This window comes from Actinacidiphila sp. bgisy145, from assembly GCF_057708125.1.
Genome location: NZ_JBYIRL010000048.1, coordinates 36,202 through 57,197 on the forward strand (window position 1 = coordinate 36,202; position 20,996 = coordinate 57,197).

Genomic DNA, 20,996 nt, shown 5'->3' on the forward strand with positions numbered 1-20,996 from the left:
CCGCCGACCGCTCCTCCGTCGCATCACCCGACGAAGCCGCCGACTGCTCCTCCGTCGCATCATCCGACGAAGCCGCCGACTGCTCCTCCGTCGCATCATCCGACGAAGCCGCCGACCGCTCCTCCGTCGCATCATCCGACGAAGCCGCCCACCACTCCTCCGTCGGACCACCCGAGCACGCCTCCGACCACCCCGCCCACGACGCCGACCGCACCGACCTCGACCCCGCCGAGCCTGCCGGACACCGGTGCCTCGGCCCAGGTCGAGTGGGCCGCGGCCGCGGCCGTCACGGTGCTGGGCGCCGGTGGCGCGCTGGTGGTCTTCACCCGCAGGCGGGGGCGCCACAACTGACCCTGCCCGCATGACCGTTCGCCCCTCCGGCCGCCGCACGCCCCCGCGTACGGCGGCCGGTCGGGGGTAAGCGCCGCTGGGACAGTGCCTACGCGAGGAGGCCGGGTGCCGTGGCGCTACGAGTCCCGCTGTTCCGTACCGGCCGCGCCGCGCCGACGCCGGGCGCGAAGCCGAAACCGTCCCCGGCGCCGGGGACCACGCCGAAACCGAAGCCGACACCGAAACCGAAAGCCGCACCGAAGCCGAAGGCCGCGCCGAAGGCGAAGCCCAAGACGAAAGCGGGACAGCAGACCAAGGCCGGCCCGAAGCCGAAGGCCGCGCCGAAGGCGAAGCCCCGGTCGGCGGCCGCCGCCAAGCGCACCCGCAAGCCCGCCGCCGCAGCCGCGCCGAAGCCCCGCCGTATGCTCCCCGGCCGGTGGCCGCGCCTCCGCGGTGACCGGTCGGCCGGGCCGGCCGACCGCACCGCCGCCGCCAAGCGGGCCGAGCCCGCGGCACCCGCGCCTGACGAGGCCGCCCGCACCCCGGTGCTCCAGCGCCGCTCCGCCCTCGCCCTGACGGCCCGCGCGCTGGTCCTGGCCGCGCTGTTCGTCGGGATGGTGGGCTTCGCGGTCCTGCTGGCCCGGGTGACGCTCGTGCCCTCGCCCGCCTCCGACGCCCTCGTGCACGCCAACCTGCGGCCGGGCGCGTCGATCCGGGCCTACCTCGACCAGCCCGACCACCGCGACACCGTGAAGCAGATCGGCGGCAACGTCCTGCTCGGCGCCCCCTTCGGCGTCCTGCTGCCGACGCTCTTCCCGCGCATCCGCGGCCTGCTCCGGGTGGTCGCCGCCACCGCGCTGGTGATGCTCATGGTCGAGGCGGCCCAGGGCACGCTCGTGGAGGGCCGCGCCTTCGACATCGACGACGTCATCCTCAACACCGCCGGGGCCTTGCTCGGCTACCTCCTGCTGGGCCTGCGCCTGGGCCGCGCGCTCCACCCCCGGCGCCGCCACTGGTACCACCGCTACGGCATCGGCACGGCGGCGCGGCGCACCCCGGCCGGCCCGGAGAAGTGACCGGCACCCGTACCTGGCAGGGCAGGTCAGGAAGGGTCTTCGGTGAGGGTGGAGACCCCGGTGATGCGGTGGAGGGCGAAGGTGCGGGTGGCGTCGGCGGTGTGGTCGTAGGCCGTGACGTAGCCGCCCTCGACGCGCAGGGGGGCGATGACGCGCTGGGTGGCGGCGCCCTCGGCGTTGACGTAGCCGATCCAGACGGACTCGCCGGTCAGCGCGGCGGCCTGGACGGTGGCGAGGGTGTCGGCGGCGGAGGTGCGGGGCAGGCCGCCGTCGCGGGCGGCGGGAACGTCGCGGGTGACGGTGGCGGCGCGGTCGCCGGCCCGGATCGCCTTGATCGCGGCGCCCAGGAGCGCGTCGTCGGGGGCGGGCGGCCCGTCGGTCACCGGCAGCGGCGGGGTGCGCGGCGGGGTGCGGCGGGCGTCGGGGCGGGTGATCAGCACGTCGCCGTCCGGCGACTCGGCGGCCGGTGCGAGCCCCATCGCGCGCAGCCGCTCCAGCAGCGTCGCCGGGTCGGCCTGCGCGGCCAGCACGGTCGGGGCGAGCCGGCGCAGCCCGAGGCCGTTCGCCCGGCGGTCGGCGAGGAGTTCGGTGAGCACCGCGTCGTCGTCGCAGCGCAGGTAGGCCGAGGCCGCGCCGACCCGCAGCGCGCCGTGCCGCCGGGCCACGTCGTCGATGAGGTAGCTCAGCGGCTGCGGCACCGGCGTACGCGAGTGGGCGGCCAGGAACGCCTGGAGGTCGGCGGCGCTGCGGCCCGCGTCCAGGGCCCGCCGTACCGACGCCGGGCTGAAGCGGTAGACGGTCGCGCCGCCCTTGGACTCGACGTCGGCGAGCACCCCCAGCATCTCGGCGAGCGGGGCGATCAGCGGGCCCGGCGCGACCGCGGTCAGGTCGGCCTGGAGCAGCACATGGTCCAGCGGTTCGGGCAGCAGCGGCGCGAGCGCGGCGGCGGCCGCGTCCGGGTCGCCGGCCAGCAGCGGCCGGGCGTGCGCGGCGAGCGCGCCGCGGCCGGTGACGCCCAGCGCCTCGGCGTCCCGCAGGGTCCAGCCGAGCAGGTCGGCGCGCAACGCGTCGGCGCCCGGCCGCAGCGGGCGGTCCCAGCGCAGCCGGGCCAGCAGCGAGTCCCGGTCCGCGGCCGTGCCCGGCGGCTGCTCGGCGAGCAGGTCGAGCGCGGCGCGCCGCACCTGGGGCGCGAGCGAGCGGTCCAGGTCCGGGCCGAGCGCGGCCAGCGCCCGCCCCTTCGGGTCCCGGCTGCCGACCAGCCCGGCGGTGCGGGTCGCGGCCAGCCAGGCGGCGGCCAGCGCCGACCACTGCTGGTGCGGCGGGAGCGAGGTCCATCCGTCGGCCGCGGGCGTCGGCGCGTACGCCTCGTCGACCTCGCCGTCCGCGGCCACCAGCCCGGCGGCGTAGGCGAGTTCGAGCCAGAAGGCGGCCTCCGGCTCGGGCAGGTCGAGGGTGGTGGCGGTCCGCTTGAGGTCGCGCACGCTGATCCCGCCCGCCCGCAGCACCCCCGGCCCGCCGGTCTCCCAGGCGGTGAGCAGCTCGGTGACGGTGCGCACCGCGGTGAGCGCCTGCCCGGCCGCGGTGAGGTCCACCGTGCGGGCGGTACGCGGCACGGGTGCGAGCGCTGGCGGCGCGGGCTCCGGCGTACGGTGCGCGCGGCCGCCGCGCAGGGCGAGGGCCGCCTCGCGCGGCAGCACCACGTTGTGCGCGCCGGCCGGCAGCAGCAGACCGCGGGCGAGCAGCCACTGCACGGCCGTGGTGGCGTCCGCCGCCCGCACCGGCGCCGTCGCGTCCCGCACCTCGCCGTACGGCGGGCCCCACACCAGCCGGTCGAGCACGGTGCCGACGCCCTCGGGTGCCGCGTCCAGCAGCGGGCCCAACCCGGCCGGATCGGCGAAGAGTTCGGCCAGCGCGCGGGTGGCGCTCACCGGGTCGTGGGTGGCCGGCAGGCCCGCGTCGGCGACGATCTCCTGGAGCCGGGCCGGGGACATCCCCGCGGTGGCCTCGCCGACGGACGGCCCGAGGCCGGTCGCGGACGCCACCGACGGCGAGGGGGCGAGCACGTCGCGGGCCGCGCGCACCAGCCGCAGCCGGTCCCCGCCGCCCCACACCACGCCCCGGGTGCGCAGCCGCGCCACCGCGTCGGGCAGCGCCGCGCGGACGGCCGCGGCGAGATCGGCGGGCAGCGGCGCGCCCAGCGGGGCGGCCGCGCTGGCCGGGTCCGCGCCGGCCATCAGCACGCACAGCGCGTCGTACGGGCACGGGTCGGCGGCCACCGCGAGCGCCTCGGCGACCTGCCGGGTGAACGCGTCGACCTGGTCGAGCGCGCGCAGCACCGACGCGCGGGTGGCGGCGCGGCCGGCGAGCTGGGTGAGGTCGCCCGGGACCGGGGTGAGCAGGTCGGGCCGGGCGCGCAGCAGGTGGGCCAGCGCGTCGTCGTCACGTGCGCGCAGGTCCTCCGCGAGGGTGCGCGGCTCTGCCGTATCCATCCCTCCCACATTAGCCGCATGGACGTGGGGGGACGGGTACGGTCGTCGTGGCGGGCGGCGACGCGGCGGAAGGAGCCCGGCGGTGGGCGTGGAGAGCGACCGGCTGGTGTTCGACTACCTGAGCAGGGTCGGTGACCTGGCGCAGACCGCGCTCCCCGCGGCGGACCGGATGCGGCTGGTCGCGCAGCTGCGGACGGACATCGAGCAGGCCAGGGGCGGCGACGGAGACAACGCGGCGGCGGTGCGGCGCATCCTGGGGCGGTTCGGCAGCCCGGACGAGGTGGTCGAGGCGGCGGCCGGCACGAAGGGGGCGGGCGGCGGGGCTGCTTCGGCCGCTGCCGGGGGCTCCGCGGAGCCGCCGGCCGGGGAGCCCGCGCCGGGGACGTACGGGCCGTACGGGAAGGCGCGGCGGGTGGTGGCGCCGCGCAAGAAGCCGAAGGACGCGCCGCGGGAGGAGCGGTCGGAGCAGGAGCCGTCGGGTCAGGCGGGGGAGGACGCGCCGGAGGGCGCCGGGGACGAGGTGTGGCCGGACAGCGGGGCCGGGGCCGGGCTCGGACTGGGATTCGGGTCGGGGTTCGGGACCGGTGAGGGGCGGTTGCGGGCCGCGGACGAGTTGACGGGGCTGCCCGGGATGACCGGGGGGATCTTCATCCCGTTCGACGACGAGGAGTTGGCGGGCAAGGGGGAGGAGGAGCGGCGGCCGCTCCCGGGTGCCCTTGCGGGGAAGGGGGGCGGCGGCGCGGAAGACGGGGAGGCGGCGGCGGAGGCTGCCCCGGCCGCGGAGGCGCCGAAGCGGCGGAAGGGGCTGCGCGGGCTGCTGCGCCCGGGTGGGGGCGGCGGCGCCCGGGCCCGCGTACGGAGCTGGGGGAGCCCCGTGCTGCTGCTCGCGGCCCTGCTGCTGGTCGCCGGTGTGGTGATCGGCTCCTGGATTCCGCTCGGCCTCGGCTGGCTGACCGGCTACCTCTCCCGCGCCCTCACCCGTACCCAGGCGAAGATCGCGGTGTTCGGGGTGCCCGGGGCCACGGCGCTCGGCTTCGGCGTCTGGCTCTGGGGCCGCACCAAGGGGCGCTGGGGCACCCCGATCGCCGACGGCCAACTCGGCCACGTCATCCGCCACGACCTTCCCGTCGCCGTCCGCGTCGCCGCCGTCGCCTCGGCCCTCTACCTCATCCTCCGGGCACGTCGCTCCGCGAGCTGAGCGGACCCTCCGGGGTGCGCCGTCCGCGGAGTTGCGGGACCTTGCGGTCCGCGGTGGCTGGTCGCGCCGTTCCGCCCCCAGAGCGCTTCGCCTGGGAGGTGCCCCCAGCGCCACCTGGAATTGCCCGGGTCTTCCGGCGAAAGAAGCTTGCGCCCCGAAGGGGCGCGGGGAACTGCGCGACCAGCCGTCTACCGGCCGCAAGGTCCCGGCACCCACGGAACACACCACCCCGGAGGGACCCCCCACCGGCAAGTGGTCCCGGAACCGCCGGGACCGGGGCACCCGGGTGGGTCCTGTTGCCGTCGGAGACAATGGCGGGGTGACCATGGACCTTGCCGCACCGCTGACCGTCGGGTTCGACCTCGACATGACCCTGATCGACTCCCGCCCGGGGATCAAGGCGGTGTACGACCGGCTGGCCGAGGAGACGGGCGCGTTCATCGACTCGGCCCTGGCCGTCACCCGGCTCGGCCCGCCGCTGGAGCAGGAGTTGGCGAACTGGTTCCCCGCCGAGCAGGTCCCGGGGATGAGCGAGCGCTACCGCGCGCTGTACGTGGACCACGCGATCGTGCCGACCCCGGCGATGCCGGGCGCCGTGGCGGCGATCGAGGCGGTCCGGGCCGCGGGCGGCCGCCCGCTGGTGGTCACCGCCAAGCACACCCCGAACGCCCAGCTGCACCTGGACCACGTCGGCATCGTCGCGGACCTGCGCGGGCAGCTGTGGGCGGAGGCGAAGGCCGAGGCGCTGGTGGAGTACGGCGCGTCGGTCTACGTCGGCGACCACGTCGGCGACGTGCGCGGCGCCCGCACCGCGGGCGCGCTGTCGGTGGCCGTGGCGACCGGGCCGTGCGACGAGAAGGAACTGCTGGCGGCGGGCGCCGACGTGGTGCTGGCCGACCTGACGGAGTTCCCCGCCTGGCTCGCGGACTACCGTTCCGCCGCGGCCTGATCCACCGCGGGCCGCGCGCCCGCGAGCCCCGTACCGCCGCTCGTACCGGCGCCGGTGCCACCGGTCGTACCGCCGGGGCCGTCCGCCGCCGGGTGCCGCTGGGCCAGCGCCGAGCGCAGCAGCCCGGCCAGGGCCAGCGCGAGCCCCAGCCCCATCAGCATCGAGACGAAGTACGCGGGCGTGGGCAGCCGCTTGGTGTGCAGCAGCAGCGGCGCGACCGTCACCACGGTGCCGACCGTGCCGACGAGGAACGTGATCGCGCCGGTCCGCACCAGCAGGTCACCGGGGCCCAGGGTTTGTTTGCTCACCCGACAAGGGTAGGTCCGTGGGGTGGACGGAGTGGAAACGGTGTCGGGACCCCCGGGCACCCCGCTGTACGGCGGCGGGTGGCCGGTCCGGTGCGGGCTGCCGCCGGCCAGCCGCTCGAAGACCCGCGAACAGCGTTTTCCGGCTGCTCTCGGGTAATTTCCCAGCGGCCCCCGGCGGGTTCGGGTAATTTCTAGTAACTTCAGTCAGCTCCGAGAACTTCGGGCTACACCGAGCAATGAGGACGAGGTCGGACGTGCCTACCGGCAAGGTCAAGTGGTTCAACAGCGAGAAGGGCTTCGGCTTCCTCTCCCGCGACGACGGCGGCGACGTCTTCGTGCACTCGTCGGTCCTGCCGGACGGAGTGACCGCCCTCAAGCCCGGCCAGCGCGTGGAGTTCGGCGTGGTCGCGGGGCAGCGGGGTGACCAGGCGCTTTCGGTGACGCTGCTCGATCCGGCGCCGTCCGTGGCCGCCGCCCAGCGCCGCAAGCCGGACGAGCTGCTGCCGATCGTGCAGGACCTCACCTCGCTGCTGGAGGACGTGGCGCGCTCGCTCCAGCGCGGCCGCTACCCCGACAAGGCGCACGGCCACAAGATCGCCTCGGTGCTGCGCGTGGTCGCCGACCAGATCGACGTCTGACCGGCCGCCCCCGGCACTCCGCTTTAACCGGGCTTTACCGGAACAGTTGGTTCCGGTAAAGCCCGGGTGCGGTAATTCGGGTCACACCCGTCACGAATCCGCGGGTTATCCGAAAGCCAGCGCGTCGGCGGCCAGCGGCGGCACCAGGCCCTCGGCCGCGGCGCGGGTGAGCAGTCCGCGCACCGCCGCGTAGCCGTCCTCGCCGAGGTCGGCGGTGAACTCGTTGACGTACAGCCCGATGTGCTGGTCGGCGACGGCCGGGTCCATCTCCTGGGAGTGCGCGAGGACGTACTCCCGGGAGCGCGCCGGCTCGTCCCACGCCTGCCGCACCGACGTGCGGATCGCCGCCGCCAGCGCGGCCAGCCGCTCCGCGCCCAGCGACCGCTTGGCGATGATCGCGCCCAGCGGGATCGGCAGCCCGGTGGTGGCCTCCCAGTGCTCGCCCATGTCCGCGAGCTTGTGCAGGCCGTAGTTCTGGTACGTGAAGCGCGCCTCGTGGATCACCAGGCCCGCGTCGACCTTGCCGTCCCGGACCGCGGGCATGATCTCGTGGAACGGCATGACCACGATCTCGCCGACCCCGCCGGCCACTTCGGCCGCCGCCCACAGCCGGAAGAGCAGGTAGGCCGTCGAGCGTTCGCTCGGCACCGCGACGGTCCGGCCGGTGAGGTCCGCGCCAGGCTCCCGGGTCAGCACCAGCGGGCCGCAGCCGCGGCCGAGCGCGCCGCCGCAGGGCAGCAGGGCGTACTCGTCGAGCACCCACGGCAGCACCGCGTACGACACCTTCAGGACGTCGAACTCGCCGCGCTCGGCCAGGCCGTTGGTGATGTCGATGTCGGCGAACGACACGTCGAGCGCGGGTGCGCCCTCGACCAGTCCGTGCGCCAGGTCGTGGAAGACGAAGGTGTCGTTCGGGCAGGGGGAGTACGCGATACGCAGCGCCGCCCCCTGCTCCTGAGCCGTCCCCTGCTCCACGCGCGTGCTCTGCTCGTCACCCATGATGTGCCTCAACTCCCAGTACGGCCGGCAGCTTTCCGAACGCGGCCGTCAGGGCCGCCAGCGCCTCCCCGATCCGCCATGCGGCCCGGTCGCGGGGACCCACGGCGTTGGACACCGTACGGATCTCCAGCACGGGCACGCCCACCGCGGCGGCCGCCTCGGCCACCCCGAAGCCCTCCATCGCCTCGGCCACGGCGCCGGGGTGACGGCCCGCCAGTTCGGCGGCGCGCTCGGCGCTGCCGGTCACCGTGGACACCGTCAGCACCGGCCCGTACGCCGCCGCGAGGCCGTCGGCCACCGCCCGGCTGAGCCGCTGCGGCGGCAGGTGCCGGGTGGTGCCGAAGCCCAACTCGTCGACCGGCACGAAGCCGTCGGGCGTCTGCGCGCCCAGGTCCGCGGCCGTGATCGCGCTCGCCACCGCGACCGAACCCACCGGCGCGAGCGGGGCGAAGCCGCCCGCGATGCCCGCGCTGACCACCAGCTGGTACGGCTCGCCCGCGGCCTGCGCGCCGGCCAGCGCGGTGGCGGTGGCGGCGGCGACGGCCGCAGGGCCGACCCCGCCGGCCAGGACCGTCGTGCGCGGTGCGGCCGGCGCCGTCGCCAGGCCCGCGTCCACCGCGGCGCGCTCGGCGTCCACCGCGGTCACCACCAGCAGGCGGCGTATCGGGGCCGTCGCGCCGCTCATCCGCTGCGTCCCGCGCTGCGTCAGTGGTCGCGCCGCAGCTCGAAGGAGACCACCCGGGTGACCTTGGCGCCGGTGGTGTCCGGGGACTCCACGATGTTCAGCACCACGCTGCTCACCGGGCTGGTCTGGCCGGTCTGCGGGTCCTGCACGTGGAACAGGTCCGCGCTGTCGACCGTGAAGTACGTTTTGTCCTTGAGCACCTCGTCGTTGGCGAGCGAGGTGTTCTGCACGATCAGCCAGCCCTTGTCGGCGATCGAGGGGTCCACGCCGATCCGGATCTTGTCGCCGACCGGCACCGTGATGTGGTGCGTCGGCTTCTCCTGGAGGCACTTGGCGAAGACCGTCTGCGGCAGCAGCGCGCCCTTGGCGTAGCACCCCTTGCTCGCGGACGCCATCACGGACTTGCTGCCCACGGTGACCGTCGCCTCGGCGGTCGGCTTCGTGCAGGCGGTGAGGGAGATCAACCCGAGGGAGATGGCACCGAGGGCGGTGGCGGCGCGGCGAATGCTCATGGCAGGAGGCTACCGGGCGGGGGGCTCCGCTCCGCGCGCGGGTACACCGTGTCACGCCGGATGGGGCCTGGTGCCGGGCCCGCTCAGGCGACGCGGGCCTTCGTCGAGCCGCCGTGCCGGGCGGCGCCGAGCAGCCCGCGCACCGCGACGGAGAACGCCGCCAGCACCAGCATCGCGGCCACCGCCATGCCGAGCGAGCCGTTCAGCGGCAGGACGATGCCGATGCCGCCGCCGACCACCCACGACAGCTGGAGCACCGTCTCGGAACGGGCGAACGCCGAGGTGCGGACCGCCTCCGGCACGTCGCGCTGGATCAGCGCGTCCAGCGACAGCTTCGACAGGGCCTGCGCGATGCCCGCGACCGCGGCCACCGCCGCGACGGTGACGAGCCCGAACAGGCTCGCCGCCACCGAGGCCGTCGCCAGCGCGCACACCAGCGCCGTCACGATGATCACCTCCGGGCCGCGGGCCTTGAGCCACGCGCCGAGCGCGGTGCCCAGCGCGTTGCCCGCGCCCGCCGCGACGACCGCCACGCTCAGCGACAGCTCCGGGGACAGTCCGCCGACCGGGTGCTCGCGCAGCATGAACGCCAGGAACATCGTCAGGAAGCCGGACAGCGCGCGCAGCCCGCAGTTGCCCTGGAGCGCGTGCAGCACCGACGAACCGACGCCCAGCAGGCCCGGTTTGCGCCCGGGCACCCCGGCGGGCTCGGCCGGCGCCTCCTCGTCGGCGGTCAGCCGGGCCCGCCGCTCGCCGCGCGCGGAGTCCACCTTGTTCGGCAGCGCCATGCACAGCACCGCGCCGCACATGAAGATCGCGAACGCGCCGTACAGCGGCCACTGCGGGCCGATCTTGTGCAGCCCCGCGCCCACCGGTGCCGCGATCGCGGTGGCCAGCAGACCCGAGAGGGTGACGCGCGAGTTCGCCTTGACCAGGGTGGTGCGGTCCGGCAGCAGGCGCGGCACCACCGCGCTGCGCACCACGCCGTACGCCTTGGAGCCGACCAGGCTGCCCAGCGCCGCCGGGTACAGGCCCAGGCCCGCGTGCGCGACCATCCCCGCCATCGTCCAGGCGAGCACCGCGCGGGCCATCATCGACATCGCCATCGCGGCCCGCCGGCCGTGCTGCAACCGGTCCAGCATCGGGCCGACCACCGGGGCGAGCAGCGCGAACGGCGCCATCGTGATCAGCAGGTAGAGCCCCACCCGGTTGCGGGCCTCGCCGCTGGGGACGGAGAAGAACACGGTGCTGGCGAGCGCGATGGTGATCATCATGTCGCCCGCGGAGTTCACCGCGTGCAACTCGATCAGCTTGGCCAGGCCCGACTCGCCCGCGCCGCCCGCGTGTGTCGTACGCCGGATACGGCGGCGCACCGCCCCCGCCGACCGCCCCACGCCGCTCGCGAGGGCGCGCCCGGCCCTGCGTGCGGGCCCTGGGCCCGCGGTCACGGTTCGTGCCACGTCGCAATCCTGCCCCAATTGGAAGACGGCGCACCCCCTCCTTTGCTCGCACGGTGCGCACCGGTAGCGTGCGATCGCGCAGAATGGGTGACAACAGGTGCGCCCGATGACGCTCGGGCAGGGCCGGGGAAGCAGGGAACGTAGGCGTCGAAGCGGTCCGTCGGTCCGCTCCGCCGAGGTTTCGTGCCCTTCGGGTCCGCCCGCCCGCGAGCGCACACGTGAGACGGCGTAGAGAGAGAAACGATTTCTGTGAGTCCTGCGATGCGAAGCCGTACCCCTGACCGCCTGTGCGCCGAGGCGGTCGATGTCGCGCTGGCCGTGACGCGGGAGGCGGTGGGCGAGGCGTCGGTCGGAGAACACCTCGGCGTCGTCGCCGAGGGCGACCGCGTGGTCACCCACTTCTTCGCGTGCACCGAGCCGGCCTACCGCGGCTGGCAGTGGGCCACCACGCTGACCCGCGCCTCCCGCGCGAAGAACGTGACGATCGACGAAACGGTGCTGCTGCCCGGCCCGGACTCCGTCCTGGCGCCGGAGTGGGTGCCCTGGAGCGAGCGGCTGCGGCAGGGCGACCTGGGCCCGGGGGACCTGCTGCCCACCGAGGCGGACGACCTGCGGCTGGAGCCGGGGTGGACCGGGGAGGGCGCGGCGGCGGCGACGGCGGCCGCGGACTCGGTGGAGATCGCGGAGGCGGCCGAGGTGGCGGCGGCAGCCGCGGCGCAGGCGGCGGGTGCGGCGGATGTGGCGGATGTGGCGGACGGTCCGGGTGCGGCAGGAGATACGGCAGGAGATAGGGCGGTGACGGCCGGCGACGTGGTCACCGGCGGGCCGAGCATCGCGGAGATCGGCGCGGTCGCGCGCCAGCTGGGCCTGGGCCGGGCCCGGGTGCTGTCCCGGTACGGCCTGCACACCTCGGCGGACCGCTGGGAGGAGCGCTTCGGCCCCAAGACGGCGATGGCCCAGGCCGCGCCCTCGAAGTGCGTGAGCTGCGGCTTCCTGGTGGCGATCGGCGGCTCCCTCGGGCAGGCGTTCGGCATCTGCGCGAACGAGTACTCCCCGGCCGACGGCACCCTGGTCTCTCTCGCGTACGGCTGCGGCGGCCACTCCGAGGCCGCGGTCATGCCGAAGACGCCGGAGCCCGCGCCCATGGTGCTGGACGACCTGCACGACGACGAGACGGTCTGAGGCCCCACCCGGGGCGGGCGCGAGCGCCTGAGGGCGCCTGACGGCGTCTGGAGGCGGCTGAGGGCGCCTGAGGGCGGTGCTCCCGCAGGTCCGGCGGTCCGGTGGCCCACGGTGCCTCCGCGGCGCCCTGGAGGGCGTTCCCGGGGCGCGCCAGGGCCCTTCGCGCGCTGCTCCCGGGTGCCCGCGCTGCCGCCGTCCCCGTACGGACCCTGGCGGCCGCGACTCCGGCCGGACACCGACGGCCTTTTCGACCGGGTACGTCAACCGACCACCCGAACCGACCACTTCAAGGGGCCCAGGCCCCCACGTCCCGCAGTGGAGTACGGTCGGGCCCGAAGGGGCCCGGAGCGGCCGGAACCCCATGCGCACAGTGCAGACGAAAGGTCCACGTGACCCGCCCAGGCGTGATCCGCACGAACCCGGAAGGAACCCCGGAAGGCAGGCCCGACCCCTTCCGCACCGCGTCGCTGCGCCAGGCCGTGCTGACCGCGTGGTCCGCGTCCGCCGCGCGCTTCCGCGAGGACGCCAACGCCGAGGAGGACCTCGCCCTCGGCGGCCACCGCGACCGCCTGATCGTGGAGCTGGCCCAGAACGCCGCCGACGCCGCGACCCGCGCCGGCGTGCCCGGCCGGCTCCGGCTCACCCTGCACGCGCCCGACCCCGACGCCACCGGCTCGCCGTACGCCTGCCTGGCCGCTGCCAACACCGGTGCCCCGCTGGACCCGGCCGCCGTCGAGTCGCTGTCCACGCTGCGCGCCTCCGCCAAGCGCGACGACGCCGAGGACGCGGTCGTCGGCCGCTTCGGCATCGGCTTCGCCGCGGTCCTCGCGGTGAGCGACGAGCCCGCCGTGCTCAGCCGGGCCGGCGGGGTGCGCTGGTCGCTCGGCGAGGCCCGGGCACTGGCCGCCGAAATCCCCGAACTGGCCGAGGAGTTGCGGCGCCGCGACGGCCATGTCCCGCTGCTGCGGCTGCCGTTCCCCGCCGAGGGCAGCGCCCCGGCGCCCTACGACACCGTGGTGGTGCTGCCGCTGCGGGACGGCTCCGCGGAGGACCTGGCGGACCGCCTGCTCGCCGCGGTCGACGACGCGCTGCTGCTCGCGCTGCCGGGCCTGGCCGAGGTCGTGGTCGAAACGCCCGCGGGCGTACGGACGTTGACCCGGCGGTCGCTCGACGGCGGGGACGTGCTGATCGAGGACAGCGACCGTGGCGCGCCCACCCGCTGGCGGGTGCGGGCCGGCGGTGGCGCGCTGACCCCCGAACTGCTCGCGGACCGGCCGGTGGAGGAGCGGCTGCGCCCGGTGTGGTCGGTGACGTGGGCGGTGCCGGTGGACCCCGAGGGCGCCCCCGCCGCGCCGCGCACCGTCGGTGTCGTCCACGCGCCCACCCCGACCGACGAGCCGCTCGGCCTGCCCGCGCTGCTGCTGGCGAGCTTCCCGCTCGACCCGACCCGCCGCCACACCGCGCCCGGCCCGCTCACCGACTTCCTGCTGGACCGCGCCGCGGAGGCGTATGTGCGGCTGCTCGCCGACTGGCAGCCGTCCGGTGCCGGGGTGGTGGACCTGGTGCCCGGGCCGCTCGGGAAGGGCGGGCTGGACGCCGAGTTGCGCCGCCGGGTGCTGGCCGCGCTGCCGCGCACCCCGTTCCTGCCGCGGGCCGCGGCGCCCGGGCCGGGGGCGCTCGACGCGGGCGGCCCGGCGCCGGACCCGGACGCCTGGGACGACGGCGGGCGCCTGACGGGGGAGGGACAGCCGCTGCGGCCGGTGGAGGCCGAGATCGTGGAGGGCGCCACCGCCGAGGCGGTACGGGTGCTCGCCGAGGTCCTGCCCACGCTGCTGCCCGCTAGTCTCGAACGGCGCCCGGCGCTTCGGCAGTTGGGCGTCGCCCGGCTGTCGCTCGCCGACGTGGTGGACCGGCTGGCCGGCGCCGAACGCCCCGCCGACTGGTGGTGGCGGCTCTACGACGCCCTCGCCGGCACCGACCCCGACGTGCTCAGCGGCCTGCCCGTCCCGCTCGCCGACGGCCGTACGGTGGTCGGCCCGCGCCAGGTGCTGCTGCCGGTGCGCGGGGACGCGGATGCGGCCGACGCGGGCGCGGACGGCGGAGGTGCCGCCGCGGGCGCGGACCCGGCGCTGCTCGCCCGGCTCGGCCTGCGGGTCGCCCACGCGGACGCCGCCCACCCGCTGCTGGAGAAGCTGGGCGCCGCCCCCGCCACCCCCCGCGCGATCCTGACCACCCCGCAGGTGCGGACCGCGGTGGCCGCTTCCCTCGACGAGGAGCGCGCCGCCTGGGACGACGAAACCGGCCTGGACGCCGACGAGTTGGCCGATGCCGTGCTCGGCCTCGCCCGGGCCGCGGGGCTGGCGCCCGGCGACGAGCCGTGGCTCGGCGCGCTCGCGCTGCCCGACGAGGAGGGCGAACTCGCCCCCGCGGGCGAACTGGTGCTGCCCGGCAGCCCGCTGGAGTCCGTGCTGCGCGAGGGCGAACTCGGCACCGTGGACGCCGATCTGGCCGACCGCTGGGGTGAACAGCCGCTCACCGCGGTCGGGGTGCTCGCCACCTTCGCGCTGGTCCGCGCCGAGGACGTGGTGCTCGACCCCGACGACCTCGACCCGCGCGACACCGACTGGGCCCAACCCGACGACGTCGGGCTGCTCGACGCCGTCGACGTGTGGTGCGAGGACGTCCTCGACCAGCTGCCGGAGGCCGATGTGCCGCCGGTCGCCACCGAGGTGATCGGCGTCCGCGACCTCGACCTGGTGGACGACGACGCCTGGCCGCAGGCCCTCGCGCTGCTCTCCCGGCCGCCGCTGCGCGACGCGGTGACCGCGCAGGTCCGGGTGCTGCTGCCGGACGGCACCACCGAGTCCGTACGGCCGTACGCGGCCTGGTGGCTGCGCGACCACCCGGTGCTGGGCGGGCGGCGCCCGGTCGGCCTGCGCGCCGCCGGCGGCGACCGGCTGCTCGCCGGGCTCTACGACGAGGCCGAGACCGACGCGGCGGTGGACGCGCAGGTGCTGCGCGCGCTCGGCGTCCGCACCACCGTCGACGCGCTGCTCACCGAACCGGGCGGCGCCGCCGAACTGCTCGGCCGCCTCTCCGACCCGAACCGCCCGGTCACCCCGGCCCAACTCCACGGCCTGTACGCGGCGCTGGCCGAGCTCGACCCCGAACAGGTCACCCTGCCCGACGAGTTGCGGGCCGTACGGGACGGCGAGGTCGTGGTGGTCGACGCCGCCGACGCCCTGGTCGCCGACGCCCCCGACCTGCTGCCGCTGTCCGGCGGGCTGCCGCTGCTGCCCGTACCGCCGCGGCTGGCCGCGGAGTTGGCCGAGCTGTTCCAGGTGCGCCGGCTCAGCGAGGCGGTGCCGGCGGCGGTGGTCTCGCGCGGCGAGCCGCATGACGTCATGCCCGCCGTGCACGACCTGCTGCCGGGCGCCCCGGCAACATACGTCGAGCACGAGGAACTGCTGCTCACCGGTGACGTGGAGGTCGACTGGCGCTGGGTCGACGGGGTGCTGCACGGCGCCACCGTGGAAGGCGTCGCGGCCGGGCTGGCCTGGGCCGCGGGCCACTGGGAGCGCCGCTTCGAACTGGCCGCGCTGCTGGAGGACCCGACCCGTACGGAGGAGCTGGCGCGCGACCGCTGGTTCGACTAGGGCCCGCTGTTCGGAACTCCGCAGCCCGCCTGTCAGCCCGCGTGCCGGGCGCCGTCATGTCGTCGCCGGGGCCGCCGGGGCCGTTTCCCGCGTGTCCCGGCGGCGGACCCACGCCCAGCACAGCTCCAGCACCACGCCGCCCGCCGCGGCGATGCCGACCGCGGTCCAGGGCACCTCGTCGCCGATCAGCTTCAGCGCGAAGAACCGCTGGAGCGGCGGCACCACCAGCACCACCAGGAAGCCCAGCACCATCACGAAGACCAGCACGACCCGCCACCAGGTGTACGGCCGCGCCACGATCGCCAGCACCCACAGCTCCATCAGGAACAGAGTGAGTGTCGCCGCGCTGGTCTCGGCGTCCAGCGCCCCGCTGCCCGTGTAGTGGTGGCGCGCCACCAGGTACGCGACGAACGCGGCGGTGCCGCAGATCAGCCCGGCCGGGGTGGAGTACCGCATCACCCGGCGGACGAAGTGCGGCCGGGCCCGCTCCTTGTTCGGCGCCAGCGCCAGGAAGAACGCCGGCACCCCGATGGTCAGCGTGGACAGCAGCGTCAGGTGCCGCGGCAGGAACGGGTACGGGATCTGCCAGAACACCACCAGCAGCGCCAGCAGCACCGAGTACACCGTCTTGGTGAGGAACAGCGTGGCGACCCGGGTGATGTTGCCGATCACCCGCCGCCCCTCGGCGACCACGTACGGCAGCGTGGCGAAGCTGTTGTCGAGCAGCACGATCTGCGCCACCGCCCGGGTTGCCTCGGAGCCGGAGCCCATCGAGACGCCGATGTCCGCGTCCTTCAGCGCCAGGACGTCGTTGACGCCGTCACCGGTCATCGCCACGTTGTGCCCGCGGGACTGGAGCGCGCCGACCATGTCCCGCTTCTGCTGCGGGGTGACCCGGCCGAAGACCGAGCCCTCGTCCAGCACCCGCGCCATGGCGTCGCGCTCCGCCGGCAGCCGGCGGGCGTCGACGGGCCGCTGCGCCCCCGGCAGCCCGAGCTTCCCGGCGACCGCGCCGACCGACACCGCGTTGTCGCCGGAGATCACCTTGGCGTGGACCTCCTGCTCGGCGAAGTACCGCAGGGTGTCGGACGCGTCGGGCCGCAGCCGCTGCTCCAGCACCACCAGCGCCTGGGGGCGGACCGCCTGTGCGGCGGCCGGGTCGGCCGGGTCCCGGTCGGTACGGGACAGCAGCAGCACCCGCAGACCCTCGTCGTTGAGCCGGTCCACCTCCGCCAGGGCGGCGTGGCCCTCGGGCAGCAGCACGTCGGGGGCGCCCAGCAGCCAGCCGGCGGTGGTCCCGTCCGGCTCGGTGAGCAAGGCACCGCTGTACTTGCGGGCCGAGCTGAACGGCAGGGTGTCCACGGTCCGCCAGTCCTCGGCCAGCTCCGGCGGGCAGGCGTCGATGACCGCCTGGAGACTGGCGTTGGGGTGCGGGTCGGACCGGCCGAGGGCGGAGAGCACCCGGCGGACGTGCTCCTGGTCGGCGCCGTCGAGCATGCGCAGCCCGGTCAGGTCCATCCCGCCCTCGGTGAGGGTGCCGGTCTTGTCCAGGCAGACCACGTCCACCCGGGCCAGGCCCTCGATCGCGGGCAGCTCCTGCACCAGGCACTGACGGCGGCCCAGCCGGACCACGCCGATCGCGAACGCCACCGAGGTGAGCAGCACCAACCCCTCGGGCACCATCGGCGTGATGCCGCCGACCGTGCGGCGCACCGCCTCGCGCCAGTCGTGGTTCTGTACGGTGAACTGGCTGATGATCAGGCCGATCGCGGTCGGCACCATCATCCAGGTCACCCACTTCAGGATGAGGCTGATGCCGTTGCGCAGCTCGGAGTTGACGAGGGTGAAGCGTGACGCCTCTTCCGCCAGCTGCGCCGCGTACGCCTCCCGGCCCACCTTCGTCGCGCTGAAGGCGCCGCCCCCGGCGACCACGAAGCTGCCGGACATCACCTCGTCGCCGGCGCGCTTGAGCACCGGGTCGGCCTCGCCGGTGAGCAGCGACTCGTCGATCTCCAGGCCGTCCGCCTCGGCGAGCCGGCCGTCCACCACGACCTTGTCGCCGGGGCCCAGCTCGATCAGGTCGCCGAGCACGATCTGCGAGGTGCCGATCTCCGCGGAGGTGCCGTCCCTGCGCACGGTCGGCCGGGCCTCGCCGATCACCGCCAGGTCGTCCAGAGTGCGCTTGGCCCGCAGCTCCTGGAAGATCCCGATGGCGGTGTTCGCCACGATCACGAACCCGAACAGGCCGTCCTGGATCGGCCCGACCACCAGGATCACCAGGAAGAGCCCGCCGATGATCGCGTTGAAGCGGGTGAGGACGTTCGCCCGCACGATCTCGGTCACGGACCTGGACGAGCGCACCGGAACGTCGTTGACCTCGCCGCGCGCCACCCGCCGGGCCACTTCGGCGCTGCTCAGCCCGGGCTCGCGGGCGGAGGCGGAGGAGGTGGCAACAGCGTCGGCGTCGGTGCGTTCCGTCATGGCTCGACGTTACGTGCCGGGCGGCGCTTTCACCCGTTCACCCGTTTTGCGGCTTCTCCGGGTCGGCCGGGGCGGCGGGAGTGGTGGGGGTGCCGGGGCCGGCGGGGCCGTCGGCGGCGGCGCGGGACCGGGCGATGGCGTCGCGGCGGGCCCGTACGTACTTCAGCCCCAGCAGCCCGCAGCCGCCCCCGGCCAGGCAGGTCCAGATGAACCAGGTGTGCCCGTGGTCGGAGTACCAGCCGTAGAACGGCAGCTGGGCGAAGAAGAGCACGAACCAGACGACCACACCGACCGTGATCGTCGCGACGTCGTTGGCCTCCAGGGGCTCCGGGGCCTCGCGCAGGGGGGTCCGCTCCTTGCTCATGGGGTCATCGTATGCGGCCGGGCGGGTGGTGCCGACGGTCGGGGCGCCCTTGTCCACGGGCTTCTACGCGCGGAGATAGCATCCGGATTCCTGTTTGTTCATACTGAAACGGTCACTCGCTGACCGAAATCATTCGTACGATCGCCCGATCCGTGGCGACGAGAGCCCCCCTGAGGACCCGCATGTCCCCCACGGCCCCCGCTCCGGTCGACGCGCGCCCGCCCCTCGGCAGCCCGCCCGCCGCCGGCCTGGACCGCTACTTCCGCATCTCCGAGCGCGGCTCCACCTTCGCCCGGGAGATCCGCGGCGGCCTGGCGACGTTCTTCGCGATGGCGTACATCATCGTGCTGAACCCGATCATCCTCGGCTCGGGGACGGACAAGTTCCACCACCACCTCCAGGGCGGGCAGCTCGTCACCGCCACCGCTGTGACCGCGGCCTTCACCACGCTGCTGATGGGCGTCATCGGCAACGTGCCGGTCGCGCTCGCCGCGGGCCTGGGCGTCAACACCGTGGTCGCCCTCCAGCTCGCGCCCAAGATGAGCTGGGCGGACGCGATGGGCATGGTGGTGCTCGCCGGTCTGGCGATCATGGTGCTGGTGGCGACCGGCCTGCGGGAGCGGGTGATGAGCGCGGTGCCGCTCGGCCTGCGCAAGGGCATCGCGATCGGCATCGGCCTGTTCATCCTGCTGATCGGCCTGGTCGACTCCGGCTTCGTCACCCGCGTCCCGGACGCGGCCCACACCACGGTGCCGCTCCAGCTCGGCGGCGACGGCCACCTCACCGGTTGGCCGGTGCTGATCTTCGTGCTCGGCACCCTGCTGACGCTGTCGCTGATGATCCGGAAGGTCTCCGGCGCCATCCTCATCTCGATCGTCTCGATGACGGTGCTCGCGGTCATCGTCGACCTGATCGCCGACGTGCCCGCCGCAAGCTGGGGCCTGACCGTCCCCAAGTGGCCGGGCAACCCCGTGGCCACCCCCGACTTCGGCCTCGTCGGCAAGGTCAGCCTCTTCGGCGGCTTCCACCAGGTCGGGGTGCTCACCGGCATCCTGTTCGTCTTCACGGTGCTGCTGTCCTGCTTCTTCGACGCCATGGGCACGATCCTGGGCGTCAGCGACGAGGCCGGGCTGCTCGACAAGAAGGGCGACCTGCCCGGCATGAGCCGGGTACTGATGATCGACGGCATCGCCACCGCCGCGGGCGGCGCGACGTCCTCCTCGGCGAACACCTGCTTCGTGGAGTCGACCGCGGGCGTCGGCGAGGGCGCCAGGACCGGGCTGGCCAGCGTCGTGACCGGCCTGATGTTCGTGCTCACGCTCTTCCTGGCGCCGCTGGCGGAGATGGTGCCCGCGCAGGCGGCCACCCCCGCGCTGATCGCCGTTGGCTTCCTGATCCTGTCCGGCTCCATCCGGGAGATCGACTGGAGCGACTTCACCATCTCGGTCCCGGCGTTCCTGACCATGGTGCTGATGCCGTTCACCTACTCGATCACCAACGGCATCGGCATCGGCTTCGTCACCTTCTGCCTGCTGCGCACCGCCGCCGGGCGCTGGCGCGAGGTGCCGATCGCGCTGTACGCGGTGGCCGCGGTCTTCGCCTTCTACTACCTGATGCCCGCGCTCGGCCTGGTCTGAGACCAGGGCTGGGCGCCGGCCGGTGCCCAGGTGGGGGCCTTGGCCGGGGCGCTGGCAGGGGACATGGCCGGGGCCCTGACCGGAAGGGGCCCGGGGGCGGCCGGCGGGTGGGTCCGCCGCGCCGCCGGATCACGGGCGGCGGGTCCCGGCCCGGCGGGCGGCTGCCGCTCGTCGGAGCGGGGCGCGTCCGCGTAGAAGCGGTCGGTGGCCTCGACCGCCGTCTTGAAGCGTTCGTCGAAGTCGTCGCGCATGAGCGTCCGGACCACGTGGTCCTGGGCGCTCATTCCGCGTTTGGCGGCATGGGCATTGATCCGGTCCCACAGCTCTGCGTCTATCCGGAGGCTGAGCACTCTCGATGCCATGCCACCACCGTCGCGGCACAGCGCGGCCGAGTGGGTCGCTTTCGGTGTCAATCTCACCCGTACGGGTGAGATGCGGACGGGGTGAGGTTCGGCATTCGGGTGACGGGCATCATGCGTACGGCGAGCGTGCTTAGCCAAAGTAATGAGCTAAACTAAAGACCGTGACCGAACTGTCCGAGGACGACCGCGCCGCGGTGAGCGACGTGCGCGGCGCCGTGATGCGGCTGTCGCGCCGACTGCGCCACCAGCGCGTCGACGAGTCGCTGAGCCCTACCGAGATGTCGGTGCTGGGCACCCTGGCACGCTGCGGCTCCGCCACCCCGGGGGAGCTGGCCCGCAAGGAGCACGTCCAGCCGCCGTCGATGACCCGCATCGTGGCGATGCTGGAGAGCAAGGGCCTGGTCCGCCGGGAGCCGCACCCCGACGACCGGCGCCAGGTGGTGGTGAGCCGCACCTCGCAGGCCGAGGCGATGCTCGCCGAGAGCCGCGACAAGCGGAACGCCTGGCTCGCCGAGCTGGCCGAAGGGCTCAGCGAGGAGGAACTGGCGATCCTGCGCCAGGCGGCCCCCGTCCTGGAGAAGCTGGCACACCTGTGAACCACCGGTCACCGCGCCACCGGCGCGGGACCACCCGCGCGGGGGGGGCCCCCGGCCCCCCCCTTCCAACCCCC

Annotated in this window: 19 protein-coding genes; 9 read left to right on the forward strand and 10 right to left on the reverse strand. The window is 75.1% G+C overall.

The window, feature by feature from the left end:
* Window positions 1-234: 234 nt before the first annotated feature.
* Entirely contained in the window at window positions 235-351 is a 117-nt protein-coding gene (locus tag AC3ERT_RS31790; protein ID WP_435178294.1) for an LPXTG cell wall anchor domain-containing protein, read from the forward strand.
* 88 nt (window positions 352-439) lie between these two features.
* Here AC3ERT_RS31790 and AC3ERT_RS31795 read toward each other — a convergent pair whose 3' ends face one another.
* Window positions 440-706 (reverse strand): hypothetical protein, encoded by a 267-nt coding sequence (locus AC3ERT_RS31795; RefSeq protein WP_435178276.1) that lies wholly within the window; start codon window positions 704-706, stop codon window positions 440-442.
* 46 nt (window positions 707-752) lie between these two features.
* On the opposite strand from AC3ERT_RS31795, the gene AC3ERT_RS31800 reads away from it, so the two are divergent.
* Complete coding sequence (locus tag AC3ERT_RS31800) at window positions 753-1,406, forward strand: VanZ family protein (protein WP_335970769.1); 654 nt, start codon at window positions 753-755, stop codon at window positions 1,404-1,406.
* Window positions 1,407-1,432: 26 nt separating this feature from the next.
* On the opposite strand, the gene AC3ERT_RS31805 is transcribed toward AC3ERT_RS31800, so the two are convergent.
* Entirely contained in the window at window positions 1,433-3,895 is a 2,463-nt protein-coding gene (locus AC3ERT_RS31805; RefSeq protein ID WP_435178278.1) for a helicase-associated domain-containing protein, read from the reverse strand.
* Between the two features lie 82 nt (window positions 3,896-3,977).
* Here AC3ERT_RS31805 and AC3ERT_RS31810 point away from each other — a divergent pair, with 82 nt between their 5' ends.
* The gene (locus tag AC3ERT_RS31810; protein ID WP_435178280.1) at window positions 3,978-5,093 is read left to right on the forward strand and encodes a hypothetical protein; all 1,116 of its coding nucleotides are present in this window, start codon (window positions 3,978-3,980) and stop codon (window positions 5,091-5,093) included.
* A gap of 325 nt (window positions 5,094-5,418) precedes the next feature.
* Window positions 5,419-6,042, forward strand: coding sequence for an HAD family hydrolase (locus AC3ERT_RS31815; protein WP_335971250.1), 624 nt, complete (start codon window positions 5,419-5,421; stop codon window positions 6,040-6,042).
* Here AC3ERT_RS31815 and AC3ERT_RS31820 read toward each other — a convergent pair.
* A complete protein-coding gene (locus tag AC3ERT_RS31820) occupies window positions 6,021-6,350 on the reverse strand; it encodes a hypothetical protein (RefSeq protein ID WP_435178282.1) in 330 nt (109 codons plus the stop codon). The genes AC3ERT_RS31815 and AC3ERT_RS31820 overlap by 22 nt on opposite strands.
* Before the next feature lie 254 nt (window positions 6,351-6,604).
* Here AC3ERT_RS31820 and AC3ERT_RS31825 point away from each other — a divergent pair, with 254 nt between their 5' ends.
* Complete coding sequence (locus tag AC3ERT_RS31825; protein ID WP_335970774.1) at window positions 6,605-6,988, forward strand: cold-shock protein; 384 nt, start codon at window positions 6,605-6,607, stop codon at window positions 6,986-6,988.
* 105 nt (window positions 6,989-7,093) lie between these two features.
* Here AC3ERT_RS31825 and AC3ERT_RS31830 read toward each other — a convergent pair whose 3' ends face one another.
* From AC3ERT_RS31830 to AC3ERT_RS31845, 4 genes are all read right to left on the reverse strand, one after another.
* Complete coding sequence (locus tag AC3ERT_RS31830) at window positions 7,094-7,987, reverse strand: 1,4-dihydroxy-6-naphtoate synthase (protein WP_335970776.1); 894 nt, start codon at window positions 7,985-7,987, stop codon at window positions 7,094-7,096.
* Window positions 7,980-8,672, reverse strand: coding sequence for a futalosine hydrolase (locus AC3ERT_RS31835; RefSeq protein ID WP_435178284.1), 693 nt, complete (start codon window positions 8,670-8,672; stop codon window positions 7,980-7,982). The genes AC3ERT_RS31830 and AC3ERT_RS31835 overlap by 8 nt, the downstream gene beginning before the upstream one ends.
* Window positions 8,673-8,692: 20 nt before the next feature.
* Window positions 8,693-9,184, reverse strand: coding sequence for a hypothetical protein (locus AC3ERT_RS31840; protein ID WP_335970780.1), 492 nt, complete (start codon window positions 9,182-9,184; stop codon window positions 8,693-8,695).
* A gap of 83 nt (window positions 9,185-9,267) precedes the next feature.
* Entirely contained in the window at window positions 9,268-10,644 is a 1,377-nt protein-coding gene (locus AC3ERT_RS31845; RefSeq protein WP_435128276.1) for an MFS transporter, read from the reverse strand.
* Window positions 10,645-10,905: 261 nt separating this feature from the next.
* On the opposite strand from AC3ERT_RS31845, the gene AC3ERT_RS31850 reads away from it, so the two are divergent.
* Window positions 10,906-11,826, forward strand: coding sequence for a DUF3027 domain-containing protein (locus AC3ERT_RS31850; RefSeq protein WP_435178286.1), 921 nt, complete (start codon window positions 10,906-10,908; stop codon window positions 11,824-11,826).
* A 407-nt stretch (window positions 11,827-12,233) separates the two neighbouring features.
* Window positions 12,234-15,482 carry a sacsin N-terminal ATP-binding-like domain-containing protein gene (locus tag AC3ERT_RS31855; RefSeq protein ID WP_435178296.1) on the forward strand — a complete coding sequence of 1,083 codons (3,249 nt, stop codon included), beginning with the start codon at window positions 12,234-12,236 and terminating at the stop codon, window positions 15,480-15,482.
* 54 nt (window positions 15,483-15,536) lie between these two features.
* Here the strand turns inward: AC3ERT_RS31855 and AC3ERT_RS31860 are convergent, their stop codons facing one another.
* Window positions 15,537-17,963, reverse strand: coding sequence for an HAD-IC family P-type ATPase (locus AC3ERT_RS31860; protein ID WP_435178288.1), 2,427 nt, complete (start codon window positions 17,961-17,963; stop codon window positions 15,537-15,539).
* Between the two features lie 37 nt (window positions 17,964-18,000).
* On the reverse strand, window positions 18,001-18,327 hold the full coding sequence (locus AC3ERT_RS31865) for a DUF2530 domain-containing protein (RefSeq protein WP_335970785.1): 327 nt from the start codon (window positions 18,325-18,327) through the stop codon (window positions 18,001-18,003).
* A 182-nt stretch (window positions 18,328-18,509) separates the two neighbouring features.
* Here AC3ERT_RS31865 and AC3ERT_RS31870 point away from each other — a divergent pair, with 182 nt between their 5' ends.
* Window positions 18,510-19,964 (forward strand): NCS2 family permease, encoded by a 1,455-nt coding sequence (locus AC3ERT_RS31870; protein ID WP_335970787.1) that lies wholly within the window; start codon window positions 18,510-18,512, stop codon window positions 19,962-19,964.
* Here the strand turns inward: AC3ERT_RS31870 and AC3ERT_RS31875 are convergent.
* Window positions 19,934-20,326, reverse strand: a complete 393-nt coding sequence (locus tag AC3ERT_RS31875) for a hypothetical protein (protein WP_435178290.1) — start codon at window positions 20,324-20,326, stop codon at window positions 19,934-19,936. The two genes, AC3ERT_RS31870 and AC3ERT_RS31875, sit on opposite strands and share 31 nt — an antisense overlap.
* A gap of 218 nt (window positions 20,327-20,544) precedes the next feature.
* Here AC3ERT_RS31875 and AC3ERT_RS31880 point away from each other — a divergent pair, with 218 nt between their 5' ends.
* On the forward strand, window positions 20,545-20,922 hold the full coding sequence (locus AC3ERT_RS31880) for a MarR family winged helix-turn-helix transcriptional regulator (protein ID WP_335971254.1): 378 nt from the start codon (window positions 20,545-20,547) through the stop codon (window positions 20,920-20,922).
* Window positions 20,923-20,996: the final 74 nt, after the last annotated feature.